18 protein-coding genes are annotated in these 25,390 nt (G+C 74.2%); 12 read left to right on the top strand and 6 right to left on the bottom strand.

What is annotated here, in order from left to right:
- Window positions 1–60 precede the first annotated feature (60 nt).
- The 5 genes from dusB (at window position 61) to ABD345_RS02370 (ending at window position 6,249) form a co-directional block, all read left to right on the top strand.
- A complete protein-coding gene (dusB, locus tag ABD345_RS02390) occupies window positions 61–1,167 on the top strand; it encodes a tRNA dihydrouridine synthase DusB (protein ID WP_344550108.1) in 1,107 nt (368 codons plus the stop codon).
- Window positions 1,168–1,732: 565 nt separating this feature from the next.
- Complete coding sequence (gene ppdK, locus ABD345_RS02385; protein ID WP_344549982.1) at window positions 1,733–4,441, top strand: pyruvate, phosphate dikinase; 2,709 nt, start codon at window positions 1,733–1,735, stop codon at window positions 4,439–4,441.
- A 266-nt stretch (window positions 4,442–4,707) separates the two neighbouring features.
- Window positions 4,708–5,256, top strand: a complete 549-nt coding sequence (locus ABD345_RS02380) for a ribonuclease (protein ID WP_344549981.1) — start codon at window positions 4,708–4,710, stop codon at window positions 5,254–5,256.
- Between the two features lie 118 nt (window positions 5,257–5,374).
- Window positions 5,375–5,866: a hypothetical protein gene (locus ABD345_RS02375; RefSeq protein ID WP_344549980.1), complete on the top strand. Its 492-nt coding sequence runs from the start codon at window positions 5,375–5,377 to the stop codon at window positions 5,864–5,866.
- Window positions 5,863–6,249, top strand: coding sequence for a transcriptional regulator (locus tag ABD345_RS02370; RefSeq protein ID WP_344549979.1), 387 nt, complete (start codon window positions 5,863–5,865; stop codon window positions 6,247–6,249). The genes ABD345_RS02375 and ABD345_RS02370 overlap by 4 nt, the downstream gene beginning before the upstream one ends.
- A 202-nt stretch (window positions 6,250–6,451) precedes the next feature.
- On the opposite strand, the gene ABD345_RS02365 is transcribed toward ABD345_RS02370, so the two are convergent.
- On the bottom strand, window positions 6,452–7,207 hold the full coding sequence (locus ABD345_RS02365) for a GNAT family N-acetyltransferase (protein WP_344549978.1): 756 nt from the start codon (window positions 7,205–7,207) through the stop codon (window positions 6,452–6,454).
- 655 nt (window positions 7,208–7,862) lie between these two features.
- Here ABD345_RS02365 and ABD345_RS02360 point away from each other — a divergent pair.
- On the top strand, window positions 7,863–8,804 hold the full coding sequence (locus ABD345_RS02360; RefSeq protein WP_344549977.1) for a PAC2 family protein: 942 nt from the start codon (window positions 7,863–7,865) through the stop codon (window positions 8,802–8,804).
- Window position 8,805: 1 nt separating this feature from the next.
- Entirely contained in the window at window positions 8,806–9,756 is a 951-nt protein-coding gene (locus ABD345_RS02355; RefSeq protein ID WP_344549976.1) for an SGNH/GDSL hydrolase family protein, read from the top strand.
- Between the two features lie 93 nt (window positions 9,757–9,849).
- Here the strand turns inward: ABD345_RS02355 and nirD are convergent, their stop codons facing one another.
- Window positions 9,850–10,197 (bottom strand): nitrite reductase small subunit NirD, encoded by a 348-nt coding sequence (nirD, locus tag ABD345_RS02350; protein WP_344549975.1) that lies wholly within the window; start codon window positions 10,195–10,197, stop codon window positions 9,850–9,852.
- Entirely contained in the window at window positions 10,194–12,815 is a 2,622-nt protein-coding gene (nirB, locus tag ABD345_RS02345; RefSeq protein WP_344549974.1) for a nitrite reductase large subunit NirB, read from the bottom strand. The genes nirD and nirB overlap by 4 nt, the downstream gene beginning before the upstream one ends.
- A gap of 523 nt (window positions 12,816–13,338) precedes the next feature.
- Between nirB and ABD345_RS02340 the strand changes: the two genes are divergently transcribed.
- Both ABD345_RS02340 and ABD345_RS02335 read left to right on the top strand, forming a co-directional pair.
- Window positions 13,339–16,050, top strand: a complete 2,712-nt coding sequence (locus ABD345_RS02340) for a hypothetical protein (protein WP_344549973.1) — start codon at window positions 13,339–13,341, stop codon at window positions 16,048–16,050.
- A 161-nt stretch (window positions 16,051–16,211) separates the two neighbouring features.
- Window positions 16,212–16,964 (top strand): sirohydrochlorin chelatase, encoded by a 753-nt coding sequence (locus ABD345_RS02335; protein WP_344549972.1) that lies wholly within the window; start codon window positions 16,212–16,214, stop codon window positions 16,962–16,964.
- Between the two features lie 46 nt (window positions 16,965–17,010).
- Here the strand turns inward: ABD345_RS02335 and ABD345_RS02330 are convergent, their stop codons facing one another.
- Both ABD345_RS02330 and ABD345_RS02325 read right to left on the bottom strand, forming a co-directional pair.
- Window positions 17,011–18,432, bottom strand: a complete 1,422-nt coding sequence (locus ABD345_RS02330; protein WP_344549971.1) for an MFS transporter — start codon at window positions 18,430–18,432, stop codon at window positions 17,011–17,013.
- The gene (locus ABD345_RS02325; RefSeq protein WP_344549970.1) at window positions 18,429–19,061 is read right to left on the bottom strand and encodes an ArsR/SmtB family transcription factor; all 633 of its coding nucleotides are present in this window, start codon (window positions 19,059–19,061) and stop codon (window positions 18,429–18,431) included. The genes ABD345_RS02330 and ABD345_RS02325 overlap by 4 nt, the downstream gene beginning before the upstream one ends.
- Before the next feature lie 216 nt (window positions 19,062–19,277).
- Here ABD345_RS02325 and ABD345_RS02320 point away from each other — a divergent pair, with 216 nt between their 5' ends.
- The 3 genes from ABD345_RS02320 to ABD345_RS02310 all read left to right on the top strand — a co-directional run bounded on the left by ABD345_RS02320 (window position 19,278) and on the right by ABD345_RS02310 (window position 23,859).
- Window positions 19,278–20,558 carry a deoxyguanosinetriphosphate triphosphohydrolase gene (locus tag ABD345_RS02320; RefSeq protein ID WP_344549968.1) on the top strand — a complete coding sequence of 427 codons (1,281 nt, stop codon included), beginning with the start codon at window positions 19,278–19,280 and terminating at the stop codon, window positions 20,556–20,558.
- 81 nt (window positions 20,559–20,639) lie between these two features.
- Window positions 20,640–22,547: a DNA primase gene (dnaG, locus tag ABD345_RS02315; RefSeq protein WP_344549967.1), complete on the top strand. Its 1,908-nt coding sequence runs from the start codon at window positions 20,640–20,642 to the stop codon at window positions 22,545–22,547.
- Between the two features lie 145 nt (window positions 22,548–22,692).
- Window positions 22,693–23,859: an RNA polymerase sigma factor gene (locus tag ABD345_RS02310; protein WP_344549966.1), complete on the top strand. Its 1,167-nt coding sequence runs from the start codon at window positions 22,693–22,695 to the stop codon at window positions 23,857–23,859.
- 46 nt (window positions 23,860–23,905) lie between these two features.
- On the opposite strand, the gene gad is transcribed toward ABD345_RS02310, so the two are convergent.
- A complete protein-coding gene (gad, locus tag ABD345_RS02305) occupies window positions 23,906–25,312 on the bottom strand; it encodes a glutamate decarboxylase (protein ID WP_344549965.1) in 1,407 nt (468 codons plus the stop codon).
- Window positions 25,313–25,390: the final 78 nt, after the last annotated feature.

The raw sequence follows: 25,390 nt of genomic DNA, 5'->3' as shown, positions 1-25,390 counted from the left end.
GCCCAGGCCACCCCGGCAGCACTCGGCGCACCGGAGTTCGCCCCGTTGAACATCGGGCCGATGGAGGTCTGGCCGCCGGTGGTGCTGGCCCCGATGGCCGGCATCACCAACGCGCCCTTCCGCACCCTCTGCCGGGAGCAGAGCGGCGGCAGGGGCCTGTACGTCTCCGAGATGATCACCACCCGTGCCCTGGTCGAGCGCAACGCCAAGACCATGCAGCTGATCAAGTTCGACCCGAGCGAGAAGCCGCGCTCGATCCAGCTGTACGGAGTGGACCCGGAGACCGTCGGCAGGGCGGCACGGATGATCTCCGAGGAAGGGCTCGCCGACCACATCGACCTCAACTTCGGCTGCCCCGTCCCCAAGGTGACCCGCAAGGGCGGCGGCTCCGCGCTGCCGTACAAGCGCAACCTGCTGCGCGACATCCTGCGCCAGGCGGTCGCCAACGCGGGTGACCTGCCGGTCACGATGAAGATGCGCAAGGGCATCGACGACGACCACCTCACCTACCTCGACGCCGGTCGGATCGGTGCGGAGGAAGGCGTCTCCGCCATCGCCCTGCACGGTCGCACCGCCGCCCAGCACTACGGCGGCACCGCGGACTGGTCGGCGATCGCCCGGCTCCGCGAGTCCGTCCCGGCCGGCATCCCGGTGCTCGGCAACGGAGACATCTGGTCCGCCGACGACGCGGTGCGGATGATGCGTGAGACCGGCTGCGACGGCGTGGTCGTCGGCCGGGGCTGCCTCGGCCGGCCCTGGCTGTTCAAGGACCTGGTGTCGATCTTCGAGGGCGACGTCGACTACGCCCGCCCCACCTTCGCGTACGTGGCCCGCGCCATGGTGCGGCACGCCCAGCTGCTCGGGGAGTGGCTCGGCGACGAGGCCCGCGGTGTCATCGACTTCCGCAAGCACGTCGCCTGGTACACCAAGGGCTTCTCGGTCGGTTCCGAGCTGCGGGTGAAGCTCGCCGGTTCCAGCTCGCTGACCGAGCTGGCCGAGACGCTGGCCCTGGTCGACCAGGAGCAGAACTGGCCGATCGGCGCGGACGGCCCGCGCGGCCGGACCAGCGGCAACAACCGGGTGGTCCTGCCCGAAGGCTGGTTGGACGATCCGTACGAGTGCGCCAAGCTCGCCGAAGACGCCGAGTCGGATACATCTGGCGGATGATCTGTACGTATCGGCAGATTCGGCTCGGACACGAGTCTGGCCGTGACGTCCCGGCCGGATTGTCCAAGGTGGACAGGAGGGCTCCTTGGAGGCGAATTCGAGCAACACAGAGCAACGGGACCATCAACGGAAAGCGACGGCTGGCGTAGGTCGACTCGGCTCGACAGCTGAGATGCGCTCGTGACGCTGGCCACATATCGTGGCGAGTGACAGTCGGTCAGCGGACTTCGCCAAGGTGTACAAGTCCGGATCGCTTCCCGAAGGGGCCCCGGGCGGATCGCCGCAGCTGGCTGCAGGAAATCAAGCCGGGGAAACGTGGCGGAGCGAATGCCGTCACCGTGTGTCCGGTTCGCGTGAGCTGCACGTGGCGATGCGTTCATTTCTTGAACTCTCGCAAGCGTCATCCGGACGATTTCGGCAACGCAGGCAAATGCTCATCCGGACATTAGATCTGCTGGCCAATCGCCCGTTCGGCGGCTCGTACGAGCTATTCGCTCCCCTAGACGGCCTTCGAAATGGGTATGTTCTCCGGCGTCAGGGCAACCGTGTGCGAGGAGAACGACCCGTGGCGGCGCAGCAGAAGTTTGTTTACTCCTTCACCGAAGGAAACAAGGACCTCAAGGATCTTCTCGGCGGGAAGGGTGCGAACCTCGCCGAGATGACCAACCTGGGCCTCCCCGTCCCTCCGGGGTTCACCATCACCACCGACGCCTGCAAGGTCTTCCTGGAGACCGGGACCGAGCCGGGCTCGCTGAACGAGGAGATCACCGGCCACCTGGTCGCCCTTGAGGGGCAGATGGGCAAGCGGCTCGGCCAGGCCGACGACCCGCTGCTGGTCTCGGTGCGTTCCGGTGCCAAGTTCTCGATGCCCGGAATGATGGACACCGTCCTGAACATCGGCCTCTCCGACGCCTCGGTGACCGGGCTCGCCGCCCAGTCCGGCAACGAGCGCTTCGCCTGGGACTCGTACCGCCGCCTGGTCCAGATGTTCGGCAAGACCGTGCTGGGCGTCGACGGCGAGCTCTTCGAGGAGGCGCTGGAGGAGGCCAGGCACGCCAAGGGCACCGCCAACGACCTGGACCTCACCGCCGCGGACCTGGAGTCGCTGGTCGCCACCTTCAAGGCGATCGTGCTCCGGGAGACCGGCCGGGAGTTCCCGCAGGACCCGCGCGAGCAGCTGGACCTGGCGATCCACGCGGTCTTCCACTCCTGGAACGGCGACCGGGCCCGCCTCTACCGCCGGCAGGAGCGCATCCCGAACGACCTGGGCACCGCCGTCAACGTCTGCAGCATGGTCTTCGGCAACCTCGGCGAGGACTCGGGCACCGGTGTCGCCTTCACCCGCGACCCCTCCACCGGCACCCAGGGCGTCTACGGCGACTACCTGCAGAACGCCCAGGGCGAGGACGTGGTGGCGGGCATCCGCAACACCCTGCCGCTGGCCGACCTGGAGCAGCTCGACAAGAAGTCGTACGACGAGCTGATGACCATCATGCACACCCTGGAGAACCACTACCGGGACCTGTGCGACATCGAGTTCACCATCGAGCGCGGCAAGCTCTGGATGCTGCAGACCCGGGTCGGCAAGCGCACCGCCGCGGCCGCGTTCCGGATCGCCGTCCAGCTCGTCGACCAGGGCCTGATCGACCTGGACGAGGCGCTGCACCGGGTCACCGGCGGCCAGCTCGCCCAGCTGATGTTCCCGCGCTTCGCGCCCACCTCCGAGACCAAGCCGGTCGCGTACGGCATCGCCGCCTCGCCCGGCGCGGCGGTCGGCAAGGTGGTCTTCGACTCGTACACCGCGGTGAAGTGGTCGCGCTCCGGCGAGCAGGTCATCCTGGTCCGCCGCGAGACCAACCCGGACGACCTCGAAGGCATGATCGCCGCCGAGGGCATCCTCACCTCGCGCGGCGGCAAGACCTCGCACGCGGCCGTGGTCGCCCGCGGCATGGGCAAGACCTGTGTCTGCGGCGCCGAGGAGCTGGAGGTCGACACCAAGAACCGCAAGTTCACCACCGCCGACGGCCAGGTCGTCCACGAGGGCGACGTGGTCTCCATCGACGGCGCCAACGGCAAGGTGTACCTGGGCGAGGTCCCGGTGCTGCCGTCCCCGGTGGTCGAGTACTTCGAGGGCACCATCCACGCCGGCGCCGACGTCCAGGGCGGGCTGGTCCAGGCCGTCCACCGGCTGATGTCGCACGCCGACGGCCGCCGCCGCCTCGCGGTGCGCGCCAACGCAGACAACGCCGAGGACGCGAACCGCGCCCGCCGGTACGGCGCCCAGGGCATCGGCCTGTGCCGCACCGAGCACATGTTCCTCGGGGAGGAGCGCCGCAAGGAGGTCGAGCACCTGATCCTGGCGGACAACGACAAGGACCGCGAGACCGCGCTGTCCAGCCTGCTGCCGCTGCAGAAGGGCGACTTCCTGGAGCTGTTCCAGTCGATGGACGGCCTCCCGGTGACGGTCCGGCTGCTCGACCCGCCGCTGCACGAGTTCCTGCCCGACATCACCGAACTGTCGGTGCGCGTCGCCCTCGCCGAGGCCCGCAAGGACCCGAACGAGAACGACCTGCGCCTGCTCCAGGCCGTCCACCGGCTGCACGAGGCCAACCCGATGCTCGGCCTGCGCGGCGTCCGCCTCGGCCTGGTCATCCCCGGCCTGTTCGGCATGCAGGTCCGGGCGATCGCCGAGGCCGCGGCCGAGCGCAAGCTGGCCGGTGGCGACCCGCGCCCCGAGGTGATGATCCCGCTGGTCGGCACCGTCCAGGAGCTGGAACTGGTCCGCGACGAGTGCGAGCGGGTGCTCGCCGAGGTCGCCGCGTCCACCGGCGTCAGCCTGGACATCAAGCTCGGCACCATGATCGAGCTGCCGCGCGCCGCCGTGACGGCCGGTCAGATCGCCGAGGCCGCCGACTTCTTCTCCTTCGGCACCAACGACCTGACCCAGACCGTGTGGGGCTTCTCCCGCGACGACGTCGAGGCGTCCTTCTTCACCGCCTACCTGGAGAAGGGCATCTTCGGGGTCAGCCCGTTCGAGACCATCGACCGCGACGGCGTCGGCGCCCTGGTCAAGAACGCCGCGCAGGCCGGCCGGGCCACCCGCCCCGACCTCAAGCTCGGCGTCTGCGGCGAGCACGGCGGCGACCCCGATTCGGTCCACTTCTTCCACGAGGTGGGGCTGGACTACGTATCCTGCTCTCCCTTCCGGATTCCGGTGGCGCGCCTGGAGGCAGGCCGCGCCGCCATCGAGACGGCGGGAAGTGACTCGCGCTGACACGAAGCGGCGCGGTTCACTGAACGCAACCCTCCGCAAGGGAGGGGCGTGCGGCGGAGCTCGGCGCAGGAGAGCCGCCGTACGGGAGCAGCCGGGGCGGGAACGGACAACGGCGTCCGGTCCCGCCCCGGCGGCGTTCCCCGCGCGGCCGGTCGCCGCGGATCGGGCGCGTGCCGCGTGCCGCGCGGCCGAGTGCCGTGCCGCCGTGTGCCGTGCCGCCGTGTGCCGTGCGCCGTCCGGGTGAGCGAATGCGGCAGGCTGGGGCCATGAACAGCCGAAACCGCCTGATCAGCCTCGTTGCCGTGGTCCTCCTCGGCATCGCCGCGGGCGTCGCCGCCCTGCTGAACGGCGGGAACGATCCGGACGGCGCGGGCAGCGCGGGCGGCACGAAGTCCCCGTCCGCCGCGTCCGCCCCCGTCACCGCTTCCGCCTCCGCTTCCGCCTCCCGCAGTGGAGCCGCGAGCGCGCCCAAGCCCTCGGCTCCGGCCAAGTCGCCCACCGCGCGGGGGAGCTGGGTGCCCGACGACCCGGCGCTGGCCGACGTCTGCCGGGGCAAGCTGCCCGCCCAGGCCCTCGACACCCTCGGCCTGATCGCCCGGGGCGGCCCCTACCCGTACCGCTCGGACGGCATCGTCTTCGAGAACCGGGAGGGTCGGCTGCCCCGTCAGGGCAGCGGCTACTACCACGAGTTCACCGTGGTCACGCCCGGGTCGGACGACCGCGGGACCAGGCGGATCGTCACCGGGAGCACCGGCGAGCAGTACTGGACGCCCGACCACTACGGCACCTTCCAGGAGATCGATCCGCGCTGCTGAGCAGCGGACTGACGGGCAGTCAAAAAAATAGTTTCCCTTCCAGAAAGTATGTGTCAGAGTGTGAGAACTTGATCCGGCAGTAGGCCGGATCCGACGGCACGTCCGCTCGGGGGATCCGATGGTTGACGACAAGCAGCACGAGCAGTCCGAGGAGTTCACGCCCGCGCAGGCGTTGGCGATCGCCCGGCGCGCGCAGGCCGCGGCCCGGCGGCCCGCGCCGATGCCCTGGTGGTACGGCCCCGGGGTGGGCGCGGTCCTCGCGGTCTACTGCGCGGCGATCGGGCAGAGCTTCCAGCGGCAGGCGCAGTGGTTGATACCGCTGTGCGCGGCCGCCCTCGCGGTGGTGGTGGCGGCCATAGTGCGGGTGGCCATGCGTTCCAGCGGCGTCGCCGCGCGGCTGGAGAAGACCAAGGTCCCGCCGGGCGTCCTGCGCGCGCTCGGCCTGAGCGTCCTGCTGGCGGTGCTGGCCTGGCTCGGCACCTGGCTGGTCACCGACGACCAGGCGTGGGCGATGGCCGCCGCGGGCGCGGTCGGCGGCCTGGCCGTCTGGGGCGTCATCGCCATGGCAAATCGGGAAATCAAGGAGCAGAGCATGAGCAACGAACGGTGAACGGTCTCGCCCCGATACTCCACCAGCCCACCAGGCTCACCGTCCTGGCCTTCCTCAGCGGGTGCCAGGAAGCCGAGTTCTCCGTGGTCCGGGACTACTGCCAGGTCTCGGACTCGGTGCTCAGCAAGACGGCGGCGGGCCTGGAGGCGGCCGGTTACCTGCGGGCCCGCAAGGGCTACGTCGGGAAGCGGCCCCGCACCTGGCTCTCCGCGACCCGGCAGGGCCGCGCCCTGCTGGCGGCGCACCTCGCGGCCCTCCAGCAACTGGCCGCCGCCGCGGAGGCGGCCGGTTCCGCGGCCGGTTCCGGGACGGGTTCCGAGCTCGACCCCGGGCCCGAGCCGGGGGGCGGGGGCGGGGCGCGGGCGGGCGGGGACGGCGGCTGAGCCGGGGCGGAGCGCGGGTGCGGCCCGGCGGAGTGTCAGCAGGATCACACCCAGGAACGGAGGTGGGCCGAACCCCGTGCGGTCCGTGCTCCTTGACAACTCGACAGAGTGCCGAGAATCCCCGGGAGGAAACGGCCGGGGCGGGGGCGCGACACCGCTGGCGTCGCGCCCCCGCCCCGGACCGGAACGGCCGGCCGCCGGCTCAGGCGGCCGGCATCAGGGAGTCGCCGATCATCGGATCGGCGACCAGGGAGCTGCCGTGTCTAAGGCACTCCTGGTTGAGCGGCGCCGGGTCCGGCGCACTGGGCGAGGTCGCGGCGGCGATCCGCAGCTCGATGATGTCCCGGACGGCAGGCCACTCCTCGTCCAGGATCGAGTAGAACGCGGTGGACCGGACCACCCCGTCCAGGCCGCGCGAGTGCGCCCGGCGGACCCCCTCGGAGGTGGCGCCCAGCCGCTCGATGGCGACCCGGGAACGGGTGTTGCGGGCGTCGGCCCGCAGCGAGATCCGCTGCACCCGCCACACCTCGAAGGCGTGCCGCAGCATCAGCAGCTTCGCCTCCGTGTTGATGCCGGTGCCCTGGGCCCGCGGGGACAGCCAGGTGTTGCCGATCTCCGCGGCGTCCGGGACGGCCTCCAGCGGGTCGCCGTGCGGCACGCCCGGGGCGGGCGGCCAGACCAGCGGGCCCTGCCAGTAGTCGAGTTCGAGGAACCGGGTCGAGCCCACGACCCGGTTGTCGGCCGTGCTCACGGTGGCGAACGGCATCGACCGGCCCGCCGCGCGATCGGCGAGGGCGCGGGCGATGTACTCCCGGGCGGCCTCCAGGCCGTGCGGAACGGGAGTGAAGGCGTAGGTCGTACGGTCCTCGGAGCCTGCCACGGCCAGGGCCGCGGCGTGGTGCTCGGCGAGGGGCTCCAGCCGCACGGTGCGGCCGTAGAGGGTGACGGGTACGGGCACGGATCCTTCGGTCCTTCGGCGGTCGTCGGGGCCGGCGTGCCGGGTTCGCGGCGCGCGGGCAGTGGTCGATGTCGCCCCGGCCCCGGAGAACGGCCGCCCGGGGGCGCTACGCCAGAGGCTCGGGCGTGCGGCGGGACGGCAGCCCGGAGGCGGGCAGCGCGGTGCCGGTACGGACACGGGTCGACGGACCGATCCGGCGGGAGATGAGCGACGGGACAGTGTGCGTCCGCGAGATGGCCGAGAGAGAAACGAGATCACGAAGCGAAGCAGGCGGCCAGGTGAAGGCAAGGTGCGCGTTGGATGGCTGGCCGCGCAACGGACCGGGGCGTGGCCCACGACGTGACAGACGGCGTGGCGCGACGACGCGACGATGCGAGGCAGCGAGAGGACGATACCCGCCAGAAGGCGGTGCGTCACTTCGCGCCGCGCCAACGGGGGCGTGCGGGTCCTTTCGGCACGCCGGGACGCCCCCTCATCCTACCGGCCGACCCGGTTGCCACGCCCGCGACCAGGGGCTTTGCCCGGAGGTGAGAGGATTCGAGAGACGGCGTGAAGACTCGTGCGCGGGCGGGAATTCCGGCGGGCCGTCGCACGCTGGAGAGATCAGATCCGGAAGCATTCCGAGACGACGAGACGGAACGGGGATGGGTGCGCCGTGCGTGATCCCAAGGAGCTGTACGAGCTGGAACCGCAGGGTGTGACCGCCCTGGCCGCGGCCCGTGCCGCTGCCGAGGCCGGCACCGGTCTGGTGCTGCTCTACCACTTCGAGGGCTTCATGGACGCCGGCGAGGCGGGCGGCCAGGTCGTGGCGCACCTGCTGGAGCAGGGCTCCCCGCAGGTGGTGGCCAGGTTCGACCACGACCGGCTGGTCGATTACCGGGCCCGCCGCCCCGCGATGACCTTCGACCGCGAGAGCTGGACGGACTACGACCCGCCGGAGATCCTGCTCCAGCTGGTGCGCGACTCGGTGGGCGCGCCCTTCCTGGTGCTCACCGGCCCCGAGCCGGACACCGAGTGGGAGCTGTTCGCGGCCGCCGTCGGCGACCTGGTGGAGCGGTTCGAGATCCGGCTCGCGCTCTCCTTCCACGGCATCCCGATGGGCGTCCCGCACACCCGTCCGGTCGGCCTCACCACGCACGGCAACCGGGTCGACCTGGCCGCCGGCCACCCCAGGTGGTTCGACCAGGCGCAGGTGCCCGGCAGCGCCCAGGCGCTGGTCGAGTACCGGCTCAGCGAGGCCGGGCACGACGTGCTGGGCTTCGCGGCCCACGTCCCCCACTACATCGCCCGCTCGTCCTACCCGGCCGCCGCGCTGGCGATCCTGGAGGCCACCCAGTCCGCGACCGGCCTGGTCCTGCCCGGCAGCGAGCTGCGCACCCGGGTCAACGAGGTCTACGCCGAGATCGAGGACCAGCTCTCCCAGGGCGACGGCGAACTGCGCTCGGCGATCCAGGGCATGGAGGGCCAGTACGACGCGGTCTCCGGCGCCGTCGACCGGGAGAGCCTGCTCGCCGAGGCCAGCGACCTCCCCTCGGCCGACGAACTCGGCCGGAGGTTCGAGGAGTTCCTGGCCGAGCACGAGCGCGGCGCCGAGTAGGGTGCGCCGCCGGTGGTCGGCCGCCGCGGCGGCCCTGGCCGGGGTGGTCCTGATCGGTACCGCCGGGTGCGGCGCGGGGGCGACCGCCCCGGCGCCCGCGCCCGAACGACCCTCGCCGACGCCCTCCGCCACCCCGGTCACCGGGCCGTACGTGGCCCTCGGCGACTCCTACACCTCTGGCCTGCGGATCCCGCCCCAGAGCGGTTCCCCGCAGGGCTGCGGCCGCTCGGGCGCCAACTACCCGTCGCTGGTGGCCCAGCGGCTCGACCTCGGGGACTTCACCGACGTCAGCTGCAGCGGCGCGCGCACCGGAGACCTGACGGCCTCCCAGCGGACCGACGACGGGACCAACCCGCCGCAGTTGGACGCGCTCGGAGCGGCGACCCGGCTGGTGACGCTCGGGATCGGCGGCAACGACGCCGGCTTCCTCGACGTGCTGGGCCGCTGCGCGATCGAGAACCTCCGGCACGGCCTGACCGGCGAGGGCGACGACGCCCCCTGCCGGGCGTACTACACGACCGGCGCCGGGCGGGGCGAGGTCCAGCAGAAGCTGGCGGCCACCGGCGAACGGCTCGGCACCGCCCTCGACGAGATCAAGCGGCGCGCCCCGCAGGCCGAGGTGCTGCTCGTCGGGTACCCGGCCCTGCTGCCCGAGGACCCGGGCCGCTGCGCCGGGACGCTGGGCGGAGGCATCGCCGGTGCCGACGTCGGCTTCGTCTCCCAGCAGGAGCAGCGGTTGAACGAGATGCTCCGGCAGCGGGCCGAAGCCGCCGGGGTGGCGTTCGTCGACACCTACTCCTCCTCCGCCGGCCACGACATGTGCGAGGACGCGGCCACCCGCTGGATAGAGCCCCTCGCCGCCGGGCAGGGGCTGGCGCCGGTCCACCCGAACGCCCAGGGCCAGCAGGGCATGGCCGCCGCCGTACTCGCCGCGCTCCGGCAGCGGCACTGACCCCGCCCCCGCCGGCGGGACGGCGGGGACGGGGTCAGTCGGAAGGGCGGTCGAACGGGGCCGGTCGGGTGCGGGGCGGGCGGGCCGCCCCGGTCAGACGGAGCGGGCCGTGTGGACGGCGATCCGGACGTCCTCGTCGTCCAGGCACTCCCCGGTGAGCAGGTCGAAGCGCTGCTTGAGCAGCGGCGAGGCCACGTACACCCGGCCGTCCGCGGTGGAGCCGAGCAGGCCCCGGGAGAGGACGTACGCGCCGGTGAACGGGTCGCGGTTGTCGACGGCGTAGAGGCGGTCGTTGCCGTCGCGGAACACGGCGGCCTGGCGGCCGTCCGGCAGCAGGACGGCGACGCCGCGGCCGGGGACCAGCAGCTCCCAGTCGCAGACCGGGGACCAGCCGGCGGGGGAGAGCAGCTCGACCCGGGCGGCGGTGGCGGTGGCGGTCATCGGGCTTCCTCCAGGATGCGGGCGGACGGGGCGTTGTCGGGGTCGAGGGCGGCCAGCAGCTGGTCCGCGGTGGCCAGCACCACCAGGTCCGGCTTGACCTGGTCGCGCTCGGGCACGAAGCGGATGCTCGGGTCGGGCACCCCGGGGGCGTTGACGAAGGAGACGAACCGGCGCATCCGGTCGGGGTCGGCCAGGGTGGCCGCCCACTCGTCCTGGTAGTCGCCGATGTGGCGCGCCATCAGCGCCTCCAGCTCGTCGGCGATGCCGAGCGTGTCCTCGACCACCACCTCGCGGACGTGGTCCAGGCCGCCCTCGATCCGCTCCAACCAGGTGGAGGTGCGCTCCAGCCGGTCGGCGGTGCGGATGTAGAACATCAGGAAGCGGTCGATCAGGCGGACCAGCTGCTCGTCGTCCAGGTCCTGGGCGAGCAGGTCGGCGTGCCGGGGGGTGGCGCCGCCGTTGCCGCCGACGTACAGGTTCCAGCCGGTGGCGGTGGCGATGACGCCGAAGTCCTTGCCGCGGGCCTCGGCGCACTCGCGGGCGCAGCCGGAGACCGCCGACTTGAGCTTGTGCGGCGAGCGCAGGCCCCGGTAGCGCAGCTCCAGCTGGATCGCCATGGCCACCGAGTCCTGCACGCCGTAGCGGCACCAGGTGGAGCCGACGCAGGACTTCACGGTGCGCAGCGACTTCCCGTAGGCGTGGCCGGACTCGAAGCCCGCCGCGACCAGGCGGCTCCAGATCATCGGCAGCTGGTCCACGCTGGCGCCGAACAGGTCGATCCGCTGACCACCGGTGATCTTGGTGTAGAGGCCGAACTCCTTGGCCACCTCGCCGATCACGATCAGCCGGTCCGGGGTGATCTCACCGCCGGGGATCCGCGGCACCACCGAGTAGGAGCCGTTCTTCTGCAGGTTGGCCAGGAAGTGGTCGTTGGTGTCCTGCAGACCGCTCTGCTCGCCGTCCAGGATGTGCCCGGACGCCTCCAGCTCGGGCGCCAGCGAGGCGATGATCGAGGCGACGGTCGGCTTGCAGACCTCGCAGCCCTCGGAGCCCTCCGGCACCCGGCCGTGCTCGGCGAGCAACTGCCGGTGCGTCGGGATCCGCTTGACCAGGACGATCTCGTAGAGCTCGGCGCGGGTGTGGGCGAAGCACGGGCACAGGCCCCGGTCGACCTCGACGCCGCTCGCCTCCAACTCGTCCGCGACGATCGTGCCGAGCAGCTTCACGCAGGAACCGCAGTTGGTGCCCGCCCGGGTGCACTTCTTCACCTCGGGGACGGTGGTGCAGGCGTGGTCGGTGACCGCCGCCCGGACCGTGCCCTTGGTGACGTTGTTGCAGCTGCAGACCACCGCGTCGTCGGGCAGCGCGGAACTGCCGAGCGAGACGGCGGTGTCCGCGCCGGCCGGCAGGACCAGCGACTCGGCGGGGACGGGCAGCGGGCGCCCGGTGCCCGCCAGCGGGCGGAGCGTGGCGTAGGCCGAGGCGTCGCCGACCAGGATGCCGCCGAGCAGCGCCCCCTCGCCGCTGACCACCAGCTTCTTGTAGACGCCGGAACGCGAGTCGGAGTACACCACGTCGAGCGAGCCGGGCGTGGAGCCGAAGGCGTCGCCGAAGCTGGCCACGTCGACGCCGAGCAGCTTGAGCTTGGTGGAGAGGTCCGCGCCGGTGAACGGCTGCGCGGCCTGCTCGGCGAGCTGCCGGGCCACCGAGACGGCCATCTCGTAGCCGGGGGCGACCAGGCCGTACACCCGGCCGTCCACCGCGAGGGCGCACTCGCCGATGGCGAAGACGTGCGGGTCGGAGGTGCGGCAGTGCTCGTCGATCGCGATGCCGCCGCGCTCGCCGACCGTCAGGCCGGCCTCGCGGGCCAGCTGGTCGCGGGGGCGGACCCCGGCGGAGAACACCACCAGGTCGGTCGCCAGTTCGGAGTCGTCGGTGAAGGACATGCCGACCGCGCGCCCCCCGGCCACGGTGATCGCCTTGGTGCCGACGCCGGTGTGCACCACCACGCCCATCGACTCGATGGTCCGGCGCAGTGCGGCGCCGCCCGCCTCGTCGACCTGCACGGGCATCAGCCGCGGCGCGAACTCCACCACGTGGGTCTCCAGGCCCAGGCCCTTCAGCGCGCCGGCCGCCTCCAGCCCGAGCAGGCCGCCGCCGACCACCGCGCCGACCCGGGCGCCGGCCGCGTAGGACTCGATCGCCTGCAGGTCCTCGATGGTGCGGTAGACGAAGCAGCCCTCGGCCTCCCGGCCGTCCACCGGGGGGACGAACGGGTAGGAGCCGGTGGCCAGCACCAGGGTGTCGTAGGAGAGGGTGCGCCCGGCGGCCGTGGTGACGGTCCGGGCCGCCGGGTCGAGCGAGACGGCGGGGGAGGAGAGGTGCACCTCGAACCCGTGCCGATCGGTGAAGCCCTCTTCGGCGAGCAGCAGGTCGTCCGCGCTCCGGCCGGAGAAGTAGGAGGTCAGGCCGACCCGGTCGTAGGCGGGTCGGGGCTCCTCGGCGAGGACGACGACCCGGTAGCGGGCAGCGGCCCCGGTGTCGGCCAGGGCCTCCAGGAAGCGGTGGCCGACCATGCCGTAGCCGACCAGGAGCAGTGTGGGCTTGGTGGTGGTCATCGGGAAGTCCCTCCGAGGTCGTGCTCCGGACGGTGGGTGGTCGGAGCTGGCGGGCTGACCGGGCGCCGACCGGATCGCCTTCGGTCCGGTGGCGCAGCGCACCTCCGGTCCCGCCGGAGGCCTCGACCGGGCGGGCCGTCGGTGGCCCGCGACCTGGTCGCTGTCGTGGCACCGAGCATGCGCGGGGGGTGTTTCCCGACCGGGGCCGCCCTGTTTCACCGCCGGAACTTCGCCCTCAGCGGCACCGGGCGGCGGCTGTGAGAGCGTCCGGACCCCGGCCGCGTCCGAGAGCCCGCCGGCGGACCGGTCCGCCGGCGCGACGGCCGGCGGACCGGAGGCGTCCGGAGGCGCCCGGGGCGGCGTTCTGAGGGCCCAATACCAGGCGGCGGACCCCCGCGGAGGCAGGAACGCCGATCTGGAACGTGATTCGCGGTGAAGTCGGTACGACGGGGTGCGGGAGTGCGTACCCTGCACGCAGGGGAGCGGATTCGAAGATCCGGTCCGCGTCCGGCCGGGAGCTGGCATGACCACAGACGTGCAGGTGAGGGGCCGGGCAGCCCACTCCGCGGTGCTGCGCGAACTCCTGTCGCTCTGGGACGAGGCCCGCCGGGCCGACGGGCGGGCGATCACCCAGAAACGGCTGGCCAGGATCGGCGGCATCGGCCCGTCCACCCTGTACGGCTGGCTCTCCGGACGCTCGGTGCCCCGCGAGGTGGACCGGCTCACCCTGGTGGCGGGCGAGTTGGCCCGCGCCGCGGGCCGGCCGGTGCGGCCCTCCTCCTACTGGGCCGCGCTCCTGGAAGCCGACCGGGACCGGGTCCGGATCCCCCGTCAGCAGGTCGAGGACCCGTCCGGCGGTCCGGGGGATCCCGGGGACCCGGTCGGTGCCGCGCCGTGCCACGCCGTCAGGCGGGTGGTGGCCGTCCGGGGAACGGCAGCGGTCCGGGCCGCCGACGGCGCGCCCCGCCGGATCCGGTCCACGGTGGTCGCCGGAGCGGGCGGCAGCGTCCGCCCCGGCGCCGGCCCCGGACCGGCCGGGGCCCGGCTGGTGAAGCGCTACCGCGCGGCGCCCCCGGCCGCCCGGGCCGTGGTCGACGCCGCGCTGGACGCGGTGCGCCTCGGCCACCCTCCGGTCCTGCCGGCCGCGCTGCTGGCGGCGTCCGCCCCGCACTACCTGACCTCCCGGGAACGGAACGCCCTCCGGCCGGGCTGGATGGCCGACGGGCTGGAGTACCTGCGCAAGGCGGTCCCCGGGACGGGCGCGCTCCTGACGGCCGGCGACCCGCTGTCCGGCCGGGCGCTGTCCGCCCGGGTTCCGCGCGGCGCCGTGGCGCCCCGGGGCGCGGAGGCGGCCCGCGGCGCGGGCGGACCCGAGGTACGGCTCGCCGAGGCCCTGGTCCGGCAGTTGCGGCCGGAACGCGAGGGCCGCACCGTCCCGGCCGGGCTGTGGGAGTGCCTGGCCCGGTACGCCCACCCCGCCGACCGGTCCACCCTCGCCCGGTCGGCGGCGACCCGGGGGCTCACCCGGATCGCGGTCGGGCTCTGCGCCTCGGCCGCCGAGGCGGGCGACCCCGCCGCACTGTCGGTCGGCGCCGCCCTGCTCGCCGACGCCGGCCGGACCGCCGAGGCCGCCGACTGGTACGCCGCGGCAGCCGACCGGGGAGTACCGCAGGCCGCGCTCCGGGCGGCCGAACTGCTGGAACGGGACGGCAGGTTCGAGCAGGCCGTCGCCTGGTACGACCGCGCCGCGCTGGCCGGGAGCACCGACGCCCGCTACCGGGGCGCCGAACTCCTCGGCCGCTCCGGCGGGAACGGGATCGCCCCCGCCCTGCAGCGCTTCGAGCAGGCCGCCCGGGCCGGCCACCCCGCCGCCCGCCACCGGGCCGGCCAACTGCTCGCCGGACTCGGCCGCCGCGACGAGGCCCTGGCGTGGTTCGCCCGGGCGGCGGAGGACGGACACCCCGGGGCGGCCGCCGACTGCGCCCGGCTCTGCGCCGCGGCCGGCCGGATCGACGAAGCGGCCGCCTGGTGGGAACGGGCCTGGACCGTGGGCGCGGTGACCGGCGTGCACGAGGCCGCCGGGATGCTGGAGGCCGCCGGCCGGATCGACGAAGCCGCCGCCTGGTGGGAGCGCGCGGCCACCCGCGGCGACGAGACCGCCTGGCACGAGGCGGCCGCCCTGCTCGCCCGGCACGGCCAGTACGGCAACCTGCCCTGGTACGCGCACATCGGCGACCCGCAGGCGCTGCGCGACCGCGCCGAGCAGTGCGAGCGGGACGGCGACCCGGACGGCGACCCGGACGGGGCGCTGAACTGGTACCGGAAGGCGGCCGAAGCGGGCTGCGAGACCGCCCTGTTCCAGGCCGCCGACATGCTGGAACGGCACGGCGACCGCACCCGCGCCGTCCACTGGTACGAACGCGCCGCCGCCCGCGGCGACGTCTACGCGATGCGCGAACTCGGCCGCCTGCTGGGCGAACTGGGCCGCACCCGGGAGGCCGCGCACTGGTACCGGGCCGCGCTCGCGGCCGGCGACCGGCGCCTCCTGCCGGACCCGGCCCGGGCCGCCGTCGTCCTCGCGCCGGGCCTCGAACGCCGGGCACCGCAGGCGCCCGCGGGCCCGACCCGCCCCGCGGCAGCACCCGCGGCGCCGGCCGGGGCCTCGACGCTGGACGGGGCGGTGGAACTGCTCAAGGAGGCCGGCCGGTTCTTCGAAGCGGGCCTGCTGCTGCGCTCCACCGACCGCCCGGAGCGGGAGCGGCTGCGCGAGGCGGCCCGGATGCTGTCCGGGGCGACGAACGGGGACGGGGCCATTGCCTGGGTCCAGCGGCTCGCCGACGCGGGCGACGGGCGGGCCGTCCGGGAGGCCGCCGAGATGCTGGAGAGCCGGGGCCGGGTCGACGACGCGCTCGCCTGGTACGGGCGCGCGGCCGACGAGGGCGACCGGGACGCGCTGCTCGCCGCCGCCCGGATGCTCGCCGAGCGCCGCCAGCCGCAGCGCGCCGCGCAGTGGTACCAGCGGGCCGCCGACGCCGGTGACCCGCTCGCCCACCGCGAGGCGCTGATGCTCCTCCAGGAACAGGGGACACCGGCCCGGTCGGCAGGAACGGCCACGGTCGCTCCTGCGGTCGTGCCCGCCGTGCCCGCCGTGCCCGCCGTGCCGTCCGGGGGCGACCCGGTGCGTCCGTCGCGGGTGCCGCAGCAGCCCGGGGCGCGGCCGCCGGCCGGGCCCTGACCCGCACCGCCGTGCCGCGCGCCCGCCATCCGGTCCGACCGTTCGGGCGGCCGGCCGTCGGGCGGGCGGCTCACCCGGGCGGGGCGGCCGGGTGAGAGCGGGGTAACCACCCGTGACCGGTGGGCAACCGGGGCGAAACAGGGGTCCGGCAGAGTGGAGGTATGACCGCCACATCGTTCCCCGGCCGCCTCGCCCCGTTGCGGGTGCTGCACGCGGCCCGCCGCCCGGCCCTGGTGCTGGTGGCGCACGGCTCGCACGACCCGGCCGCGGCCGCCGAGCTCGGCCTGTTGCACGCCCGGCTGCGGCGGGTCCGGCCGGAGCTGGACATCCGGCTCGGGCACCTCGGCCTGAACGACCCGTTGCTGCCCGAGGTGCTGGACGGGCTGAGCGGCCGGGTGGTGCTGGTGCCGCTGCTGCTCGGCCGCGGCTACCACAGCAAGGTGGACATTCCCCGGACGCTGGCGGCCGCGCCGCACCTGGCGGGCGTGTGCGCCCCGCCGCTCGGACCGGACCCGCTGCTCACCGAGGCGCTGACCGACCGCCTGGTGTCGGCGGGCTGGCGGGGCGAGCCCGTGGTCCTCGCGGCCTCCGGCTCCCGCGACCGGGACGCCGCCGAGGACGCCGGGGCGCAGGCCGCGCTGCTGTCGGCCCGGCTGGGCGTCACCGTCCGGCCGGGGTACGTGGCGGCGAGCGGTCCGAGCGTCGCCGAGCGGGTCGCCGAACTCACCGCCGAGGGCCACCCGCGGGTCGCCGTCGCCTCCTACTTCACCGCACCGGGCGACTTCGCCCGCCTGGCCGCGGCGGCCGGTGGCGCACTGACTTCCGCCCCGCTCGGCGACCACCCCGCACTCGCCGGGCTGGTCCTGGAGCGGTACCAGTCCTGCGTCACCCGGACCCTCCGGCTCGCGGGCTGACCGGCCGTCACCAGCCCCGGCGTCCGACCGACGGGACGGCCGACGGTCACCGTGCTTCCCTGCCGTCCGACTCGCACGGCTCCGGGCACCCGCCGCCCGCCGCTCCGTCCCCGTACGCGCTCCCGGCTCCGTCCCCGTACGCGCCCCCGCCCCCGTGGGCGGTCGTCCGCGGGCAGTTCCCGCGGACCGGCGCGCGGTGTTCGGTGGGCAGGTCGCGGACGCGGCGCATCGGCGAGCACCAGAGGACCAGTGCGGCCAGCGGCACGCCGGCGGTCATCAGCCACATCGCGGGCCGCACGCCGAGCTGGGTCCCGAGGACGCCGGCCAGCAGTGCGCCGAGCGGGATGGAGCCGAAGTTGAGCACCGCGCTGCTGGCGGAGAGCCGGCCGAGCAGTTCCGGCGGGCAGTAGCGCTGCTGGAAGGTCGCCTTGATGACGTTCCCGGCGACGACCCCGCAGGAGGCGCCGAAGCCGCCGATCAGGTACCAGGCCAGTCCGGCGCCGCGGCCGGTCAGCGGGATCAGCACGGCCAGCGCGGGCAGGGCGAGTTCCAGCACCAGCACCGCCCGCGAGGTGCCGAGCCGGGCCGCGGTCCGGCGGGCGACGGCCGCGCCGACGATGCCCCCGGTGGAGGCGGCCGCGACCAGCAGGCCGACGGTGCCCTCGCCGACGCCGACCTCGCGGATCAGGAAGACCACCAGGAGCGACTGGTAGCCGGTCAGGGCCAGGTTGGACGCGGCGCCGAACAGCGCGAAGGTGCGGAACCAGACGTCGGAGCCGAGCAGCCGCAGCCCCTCGCCGATCTCCCGGCGCAGCGCCCGGCGGGGCCGTCCGCCGGGCCGGGGCTCGCGGTGGCCGATCCGGGCGGTGCAGTAGAGCGAGAGCAGGAACGTCGCGGTGTTGGCCAGCAGCCCGTTGACCGGCCCGGCCAGCTGGGCGATCAGGCCGCCGCTGCCCAGTCCGACGATGCCCGCCGCCGAGGCGCTGCCGTGCAGTTTGGCGTTGCCCTCGGACCGGTCGGCGGGTGCGAGCAGTTGCGGCAGGTACGCGGTGTACGCGGTCTGGAAGAACACCCCGGCGGCCCCGGTGAGCAGTGCGACGGCCAGCAGGTGCCACAGCGTCAGCGCCCCGGCGAGCGCGGCCAGCGGGACGGTGGCGTACAGCAGCAGCGGGACGGCGGTCGCGACGAGCATGATCGGGCGGCAGCGCAGCCGGTCCACCCACACCCCGGCGGGCAGGCCGATCAGCAGCCAGGGCAGCCAGCCCGCCGCGCCGAGCAGCCCGACCTGGAGGGTGCTCGCGTGCAGGGTGCTGACCGCGATCAGCGGCAGGGCCAGGCCGGTGACCGCGGAGCCGTACTTGTTGGCGGTCTCGCCGACCCACAGCATCCGGAAGTCGCGGTGCCGCCGCAGCAGCCCGGCGGGAGCGGGCGCGGGAGCGAGGACGGCCTCGGGGACGGGAGCGGTCATGGCCGGTCGGGGTCCTTCCTGGGGAGTGCCTGGATCTGGACGACGACCGGTCGCGCCGCCGGGTCGGGGGCGGCGTCCGGGTCGGGGGTGTGCCGGGCGACCACGGCGGACAGCTCGTCGATGAGGGCCTGGAGCTGGGCGGGAGTGAGCCGCAGGTTGCTCCAGTCGGTGACGGAGCCGGTGCCGCGCCACTCGCCCTGCCAGTCGGCGGCCAGCGAGTCGGCGACCTGCTGGTACTGCCGGCGCAGGTTCTCGGCCTGGTACACCGAGAGCGCGGCGCGGGAGGCGGGGTCCCGGTCGAAGTCGGTGGCGGACAGCACGATGGCGCCGCGCGCGGCGCGCCACCAGCGTTCCCGCTTGGTGCCGCGGCCGGTCTCCTCCTCGATGAAGCCGTGCTCGGCGAGGTGCCGCAGGTGCCAGCTGACGGTGCCGGTGGACTCGCCGGTCCGCTCGGACAGCCGGGCGGAGGTGGCGGGGCCGTTCAGCCGCAGCTCGTCCAGCAGCCGCATCCGCAGCGGGTGGGCGAGCCCGCGCAGCGAACCCGCGTCCAGCCTGCGGCGCGGCGCGCCCCCGGACGCCGGGGCAGTGGCGGGGGAGGGGATCGGGTCTTCGGGGCGGTGCTCGGTCATGGCCCCAGCATAGGTTGCAGAGGATCCTCTGCATAGACCTCTCTGCAGAGAATCCTCTGCATCATTCGATCGGGCGCCCGTCCGCTCGCCGCCGCCCGCCACCGCCCGCCCGCCACCGCCCGCCCGCCACCGCCCGCCTGCCACTGCCCGCCCGCCACCTCCCGTTCGCGCGGCGCAGGACCGAATGTCCGTCATCCGGCGTACCGTGGCTGGCATATGGAGAACACGGCACCGTACGATCCGCAGTCCGAAGCACGCTGGGTGCCCGAGCCCGACAAGCGGCCCGGCCGCACCGCCTTCCAGCGCGACCGCGCCCGGGTGCTGCACTCCGCGGCGCTGCGCCGCCTGGCGGGGACGACCCAGGTGGTGGCGCCGATGCGCAGCGACTTCCCGCGCACCCGGCTGACGCACTCGCTGGAGTGCGCCCAGGTCGGCCGCGAGCTGGGCGCGGCGCTCGGCTGCGATCCGGACCTGGTGGAGACCGCCTGCCTGGCGCACGACATCGGCCACCCGCCGTTCGGCCACACCGGCGAGGAGGCGCTGGACCAGGCCGCCGAGGGGTGCGGCGGCTTCGAGGGCAACGCCCAGTCGCTGCGCATCCTGACCAGGCTGGAGCCCAAGCGCTTCGCTCCGCCGGGCGAGCCCGTGGCCCGGCTCGCCCCGTGGCCCGGCCGCAGCGTCGGCCTGAACCTGACCCGCGCCGCGCTGGACGCCGCGACCAAGTACCCGTGGGCGCGCGGCCGGCACCCCGGCGACCCGGGCTCCGCGAAGTACGGCGTGTACGGGGACGACCTGCCGGTGTTCCGCTGGATGCGCACCGGCGCGCCGGACGGCCGCAAGTGCTTCGAGGCCACCGTGATGGACTGGTCGGACGACGTCGCGTACTCCACCCACGACGTGGAGGACGGCCTGCAGGCCGGCCACATCGACCCGGCGGCGCTGCGTTCCGCCGAGGAGCGGGCCGAGCTGTTCAAGATCGCCGAGCGGTTCGCCGAGGCCGAGCCGGCCGAGTTCGACGAGGCGCTGGACCGGCTGCGGGCCGAGGACTGGTGGCCGTCCGGCTACGACGGCACCGCCCGCGCCCGGGCCGGCCTGAAGGACCTCACCAGCCAGCTGATCGGCCGCTTCTGCCTGGCCGCCGAGCAGGCCACCCGGGCCCGCTACGGCCCCGGCCCGCTCACCCGGTACGCCGCCGAACTGGTCGTCCCGCGCGGCGTCCGGCTGGAGTGCGCGGTGCTCAAGGCGGTCGCCGTCCGGTACGTGATGCAGCGCGACGAGCAGGCCCAACTGCGCTCCCGCCAGCGGGTGGTGATCGCCGAGCTGGCCGAAGCGCTGCTGAGCGAGGCCCCGCACCGGCTGGACCCGGTGTTCGCCGCCCAGTACGCGGAGGCGGAGGACGACCGGGCCGCGCTGCGCACCGTGATCGACCAGATCGCCACCCTCACCGACGCCTCCGCGCTCGCCCTGCACGCCAAGCTGGTCGGACAGCGCGGCTAGGCCCCGGCGCCAGCGGGCCCGGGCTCCCGCCCCGGCGCCGGCGGGCCCGGAGTGTCACCCCCGCTCCCGTAGACTTTCCCGGTGGCCGGTCGGATCAGGGACGAGGATGTGCAGGCGGTGCGTGCCGCCCTGCCGATCGACGCCGTGGTCGGCGACTACGTGCAGCTGGCGGCGGGCGGCGGCGCGCAGCTGAAGGGCGTCTGCCCGTTCCACGACGAGAAGTCCGCCTCCTTCTACGTGCACCCGGGCAAGGGCGTCTTCCACTGCTTCGGCTGCGGTGAGTCCGGCGACACGATCACCTTCCTGATGAAGATCGAGCACTGCTCGTTCGCGGAGGCGGTCGAGCGGATGGCCGCCCAGGCGGGCATCACCCTGCGCTACGAGGAGGGCGGCTACAGCCCGCGCCACCAGCAGGGCGAGCGGACCAGGCTGGTCGAGGCGCACAAGGTGGCCGCGGCCTGGTTCCAGGAGCAGCTGGCCACGCCGGAGGCGGAGATCGGTCGCCGCTTCCTGGCCGAGCGGGGCTTCGACGAGGCCGCCGCCAAGCACTTCGGGGTGGGCTACGCCCCGGTCGGCTGGGAGCACCTGGTGCGCTTCCTGCGCGGCCGCGGCTTCACCGACAAGGAGATCTCGGTCGGCGGCCTGGCCTCGCAGGGCCAGCGCGGCGGCCTGATCGACCGCTTCCGGGGCCGGCTGGTCTGGCCGATCCGGGACAGTGCGGGCGACGTGGTGGGCTTCGGCGCGCGCCGGCTGCGCGAGGACGACAACGGCCCGAAGTACCTGAACACCCCCGAGACGCCGATCTACAAGAAGTCGAACGTCCTGTACGGCATCGACCTGGCCCGCAAGGAGATCGCCAAGTCCGGCCGGGCGGTGGTGGTCGAGGGCTACACCGACGTGATGGCCTGCCACCTGGCGGGCGTCACCACGGCGGTGGCCACCTGCGGCACCGCCTTCGGCGAGGACCACATCAAGATCATCCGCCGGCTGCTGATGGACACCTCCACCTACCGCGGCGAGACGGTCTTCACCTTCGACGGCGACGCCGCGGGCCAGAAGGCCGCCCTGCGCGCCTTCGAGGACGACCAGAAGTTCGCCGCCCGCACCTCCATCGCCATCACCCCGGGCGGCATGGACCCGTGCGAACTGCGCCTGGCCCAGGGCGACGAGGCGGTCCGCACCCTGGTGGACAACCCCGTCCCGCTGTTCGAGTTCGCGCTCCGCTCGGCCGTCGCCCGGCACCGGGTGGACACCGCGGAGGGCCGCGCGGCCGCGCTGGAGGAGGCCGCCGGGATCATCGTCAAGATCAAGGACCGCTCGATCCAGCACGAGTACGCCGTCCAGCTGGCCGGCATGGTCGGCATCCTGGACGAGCGCTTCGTGGTCAACCGGATCGCCCAACTGGCCCGCTGGCAGCGCGAGAACCAGCAGAACGGCCCGCAGCGCACGCTGCGCCGCCCCGACGCCGCCCAGCCGCCGGCTCAACCCGCGCGGCCGGTCTTCCGGCTCAACCCGCGCGACCCGGCCCAGTTCGTGGAGCGCGAACTGCTCAAGCTCGCCCTCCAGCACCCCGACCTGGTCAGCCCGGCCTTCGACCAGTACGGCGAGGACGAGTTCCCCACCCCGCCGTACCGGGCGGTCCGCCGCGCCATCGGCCAGGTCGGCGGCACCGCGTACGGCGCGGCGCTGCCCGACTTCACCGCCGCCGTCCGCGAGGCCAGCCCGGACGACCAGGTCCGCGGCCTGGTCACCGAGCTGACCGTCGAGCCGATCCGCTCCCGCCGCAAGGCCGACGAGGTGTACGCGGGGGAGTTCCTGGTCAAGCTGCGCCTGCAGGCCGTGGACCGCCGGATCGACGAGGTCCGCGCCCACCTGCGCCGGCTCGGCGACCGGGCCACCGCCGAGGAGCAGCACCCGGTGCAGAGCGAGCTGTGGGCCCTGCAGCAGTACGGCCAGCAGCTCCGTTCCCGCGGCGCCGCCGCGCTCTGACCCGCCGTCAGGGCCGGTCGCCCGCACGTCCGCCGGGTGACGTCCGGCCACCTCGCGGCCGCTGGCAGGTGCCCGGGCCCGCCGGGATGGGTATCCCTCGGGTGTGGCGCGGCAACCCCCCAGGCCGCGCGCGGCCCCTGGAGGGATGCCCGTGGAGCTTTCCGTCGCCCGCCCGCCCCAGACCGCCCCCGTCCGGGGCGCCGCGATCCCGACCCAGCCCGGCCCGTCCGACGCCGGGCGCACTCCGCCCCCCGGCCCGGCCGCCGCCCCGCCCCCCGGAGCCGGCGCCGGGCGACCCACCGCGGAGGACCAGCCCGCCGCTGAACAGCCCGCCGCTGAACAGCCCGCCCCCGAGGAGTTCGTCGACGAGCCGCCGGAACCCGCCCTGGACGAGGGCACCGGCCCGGCCGCCGACCTGCTGCGCCAGTACCTGCGCGAGATCGGCCGGATCCGGCTGCTGACCGCGGTCGAGGAGGTGGAGCTGGCCCGGGCCATCGAGGCCGGGCTGTTCGCGGAGGAGGCGCTGGACCGCGTCCCGGACGCCGACCGGCGCCTGCTCGGCGACCTGGACCGGCTGGTCGTGCTCGGCCGGATCGCCAAGCGCCGCCTGATCGAGGCCAACCTGCGGCTGGTCGTCTCGGTCGCCAAGCGCTACGTCGGGCGCGGCCTGACCCTGCTCGACCTGGTCCAGGAGGGCAACCTGGGCCTGATCCGGGCGGTGGAGAAGTTCGACTACGCGCGCGGCTACAAGTTCTCCACCTACGCGACCTGGTGGATACGCCAGGCGATGAGCCGCGCCCTCGCCGACCAGGCCCGCACCATCCGGGTGCCGGTGCACGTGGTGGAGCTGATCAACCGGGTGCTGCGGGTGCAGCGTTCGATGCTGCAGGAGCGCGGCGTCGAGCCGACGCCCGCCGAGGTCGGCGCGGCGCTGCAGCTGTCGCCGGAGCGGGTCCGGGAGATCCTCAAGCTGGCCCAGGAGCCGGTCTCGCTGCACACCCCGGTCGGCGAGGAGGACGACGTGGCCCTCGGCGACCTGATCGAGGACGCCGACGCCGCCTCGCCGGCCGAGAGCGCCTCCTTCCTGCTGCTGCGCGAGCACCTGGAGGCGGTGCTGGCCACCCTGGGCGAGCGCGAGCGGCAGGTGGTCCAGCTCCGCTACGGCCTCGACGACGGCCGGCCGCGGACCCTGGAGGAGATCGGCCACCTGTTCGGGGTGACCAGGGAGCGGATCCGGCAGATCGAGGCGAAGACGCTCGGCAAGCTCCGCGACCACGCCTTCGCCGACCAGCTCCGCGGCTACCTGGACTGAGCCGCGGAGCCCCGCCCGGAGCCCCCGCCGGAGCCCGGGCCGGTCCTCAGTGGTGGAACCCGCTGCGCTGGGGCATCCCCAGCTCGCTGAGCGGCGCGGGCTGGCGCTGCAGCTCGGGCAGCAGCCGCCGCAGGTCGGCCAGCAGCAGGTCCGCGAGGTCCCGGGTGAATCCGTTGCGGCACACCACCCGCAGCACCGCCAGGTCGGCCCGGTTCTCCGGGAAGGTGTAGGCGGGCACCTGCCAGCCGCGTTCGCGCAGCCGCCGGGAGACGTCGAACACGTCGAACGGGCAGTCGTCGACGGTGGTGAACGCGAACACCGGCAGCTGGTCGCCCCTGGTGATCAGCCGGAACGGGCCGAGCTTCTCGACCTCCGCCGCCAGGTACCCGGCGACGTCCCGGCAGGCCTGCTGGATCGCGTGGAAACCGGCGAACCCGAGCCGCAGGAACGCGTAGTACTGGGCGACGACCTCCGACCCCGGCCGGGAGAAGTTGAGCGCGAAGGTCGGCATCTCGCCGCCCAGGTAGTTGACCCGGAACACCAGTTCCTCGGGCAGCGCCGCGCCGTCCCGCCACAGTGCCCAGCCGACGCCGGGGTACACCAGGCCGTACTTGTGGCCGCTGGTGTTGATCGAGGCCACCCGGGGCAGCCGGAAGTCCCACTGCAGGTCCGGGTCGAGGAACGGCGCGACCATGCCGCCGGACGCCCCGTCCACGTGCACCGGCACGTCCAGCCCGGTGCGCTGCTGGAACTCGTCCAGGGCGGCGCAGATCTCGGCGATCGGCTCGTACGAGCCGTCGAAGGTGGAGCCGAGGATGCCGACCACGCCGATGGTGTTCTCGTCGCAGTGCGCCACGGCCTGCTCGGCGCTCAGGTGGAAGCGCTCGCCCTCCATCGGGACCAGCCGGGCCTCGACCTCCCAGAAGTTGCAGAACTTCTCCCAGCAGACCTGCACGTTGACGCCCATCACCAGGTTCGGCCGTGCCCCGGCCGCGTACCGGTCGGCGTTGCGGGCCATCCAGCGCCGCTTGAGCGCCATCCCGGCGAGCATGCACGCCTCGCTGGAGCCGGTGGTCGAGCAGCCCACCGCCGCGGCCGGGTCGGGCGCGTGCCACAGGTCGGCGAGGATCGCCACGCAGCGCCGCTCCAGTTCGGCGGTCTGCGGGTACTCGTCCTTGTCGATCATGTTCTTGTCGCGGCACTCGGACATCAGCCGGTCCGCGTACTCGTCCATCTGGGTGGTGACGAAGGTCGCCAGGTTGAGCTTGGCGTTGCCGTCCAGCATCAGCTCGTCGTGGATCAGCTGGTAGGCGACGGACGGCGGGATCGGCACCGCGGGCAGCTGGTGCAGCGGCGGGGCCTGCTGCATCGCCCCCAGCGGATCGGTCAGTACGTGCAGCGGACTGAACGGCAGCCGCTTCTCCTCGTCCTTCTTCCCCTGGTGCAACGCCATGGCGGATCGTCCCTCCACTCGTGGAACCTCCACGGTGGCACCGGGCCGGGGCGCCCGCACGTCATCGGGCCGCGTCCG

The organism is Kitasatospora saccharophila, from assembly GCF_039529925.1.
GTDB classification, from domain to species: domain Bacteria; phylum Actinomycetota; class Actinomycetes; order Streptomycetales; family Streptomycetaceae; genus Kitasatospora; species Kitasatospora saccharophila.
Note: the sequence above shows the minus strand (reverse complement) of the source record. Positions and strands in the feature narration are given on the sequence as shown.

Bases quoted from the DNA above. Each gene is read 5' to 3' on its own strand.
- dusB (WP_344550108.1), top strand. From the start codon at position 61: ATGGAGGTCTGGCCGCCGGTGGTGCTGGCCCCGATGGCCGGCATCACC.
- nirB (WP_344549974.1), bottom strand. From the start codon at position 12,815: ATGACCACCACCAAGCCCACACTGCTCCTGGTCGGCTACGGCATGGTC.
- ABD345_RS02380 (WP_344549981.1), top strand. From the start codon at position 4,708: ATGAACAGCCGAAACCGCCTGATCAGCCTCGTTGCCGTGGTCCTCCTC.
- ABD345_RS02335 (WP_344549972.1), top strand. From the start codon at position 16,212: ATGACCGCCACATCGTTCCCCGGCCGCCTCGCCCCGTTGCGGGTGCTG.
- ABD345_RS02320 (WP_344549968.1), top strand. From the start codon at position 19,278: ATGGAGAACACGGCACCGTACGATCCGCAGTCCGAAGCACGCTGGGTG.
- ABD345_RS02330 (WP_344549971.1), bottom strand. From the start codon at position 18,432: ATGACCGCTCCCGTCCCCGAGGCCGTCCTCGCTCCCGCGCCCGCTCCC.
- ABD345_RS02375 (WP_344549980.1), top strand. From the start codon at position 5,375: ATGGTTGACGACAAGCAGCACGAGCAGTCCGAGGAGTTCACGCCCGCG.
- nirD (WP_344549975.1), bottom strand. From the start codon at position 10,197: ATGACCGCCACCGCCACCGCCGCCCGGGTCGAGCTGCTCTCCCCCGCC.
- ABD345_RS02310 (WP_344549966.1), top strand. From the start codon at position 22,693: ATGCCCGTGGAGCTTTCCGTCGCCCGCCCGCCCCAGACCGCCCCCGTC.
- gad (WP_344549965.1), bottom strand. From the start codon at position 25,312: ATGGCGTTGCACCAGGGGAAGAAGGACGAGGAGAAGCGGCTGCCGTTC.
- ABD345_RS02340 (WP_344549973.1), top strand. From the start codon at position 13,339: ATGACCACAGACGTGCAGGTGAGGGGCCGGGCAGCCCACTCCGCGGTG.
- ABD345_RS02325 (WP_344549970.1), bottom strand. From the start codon at position 19,061: ATGACCGAGCACCGCCCCGAAGACCCGATCCCCTCCCCCGCCACTGCC.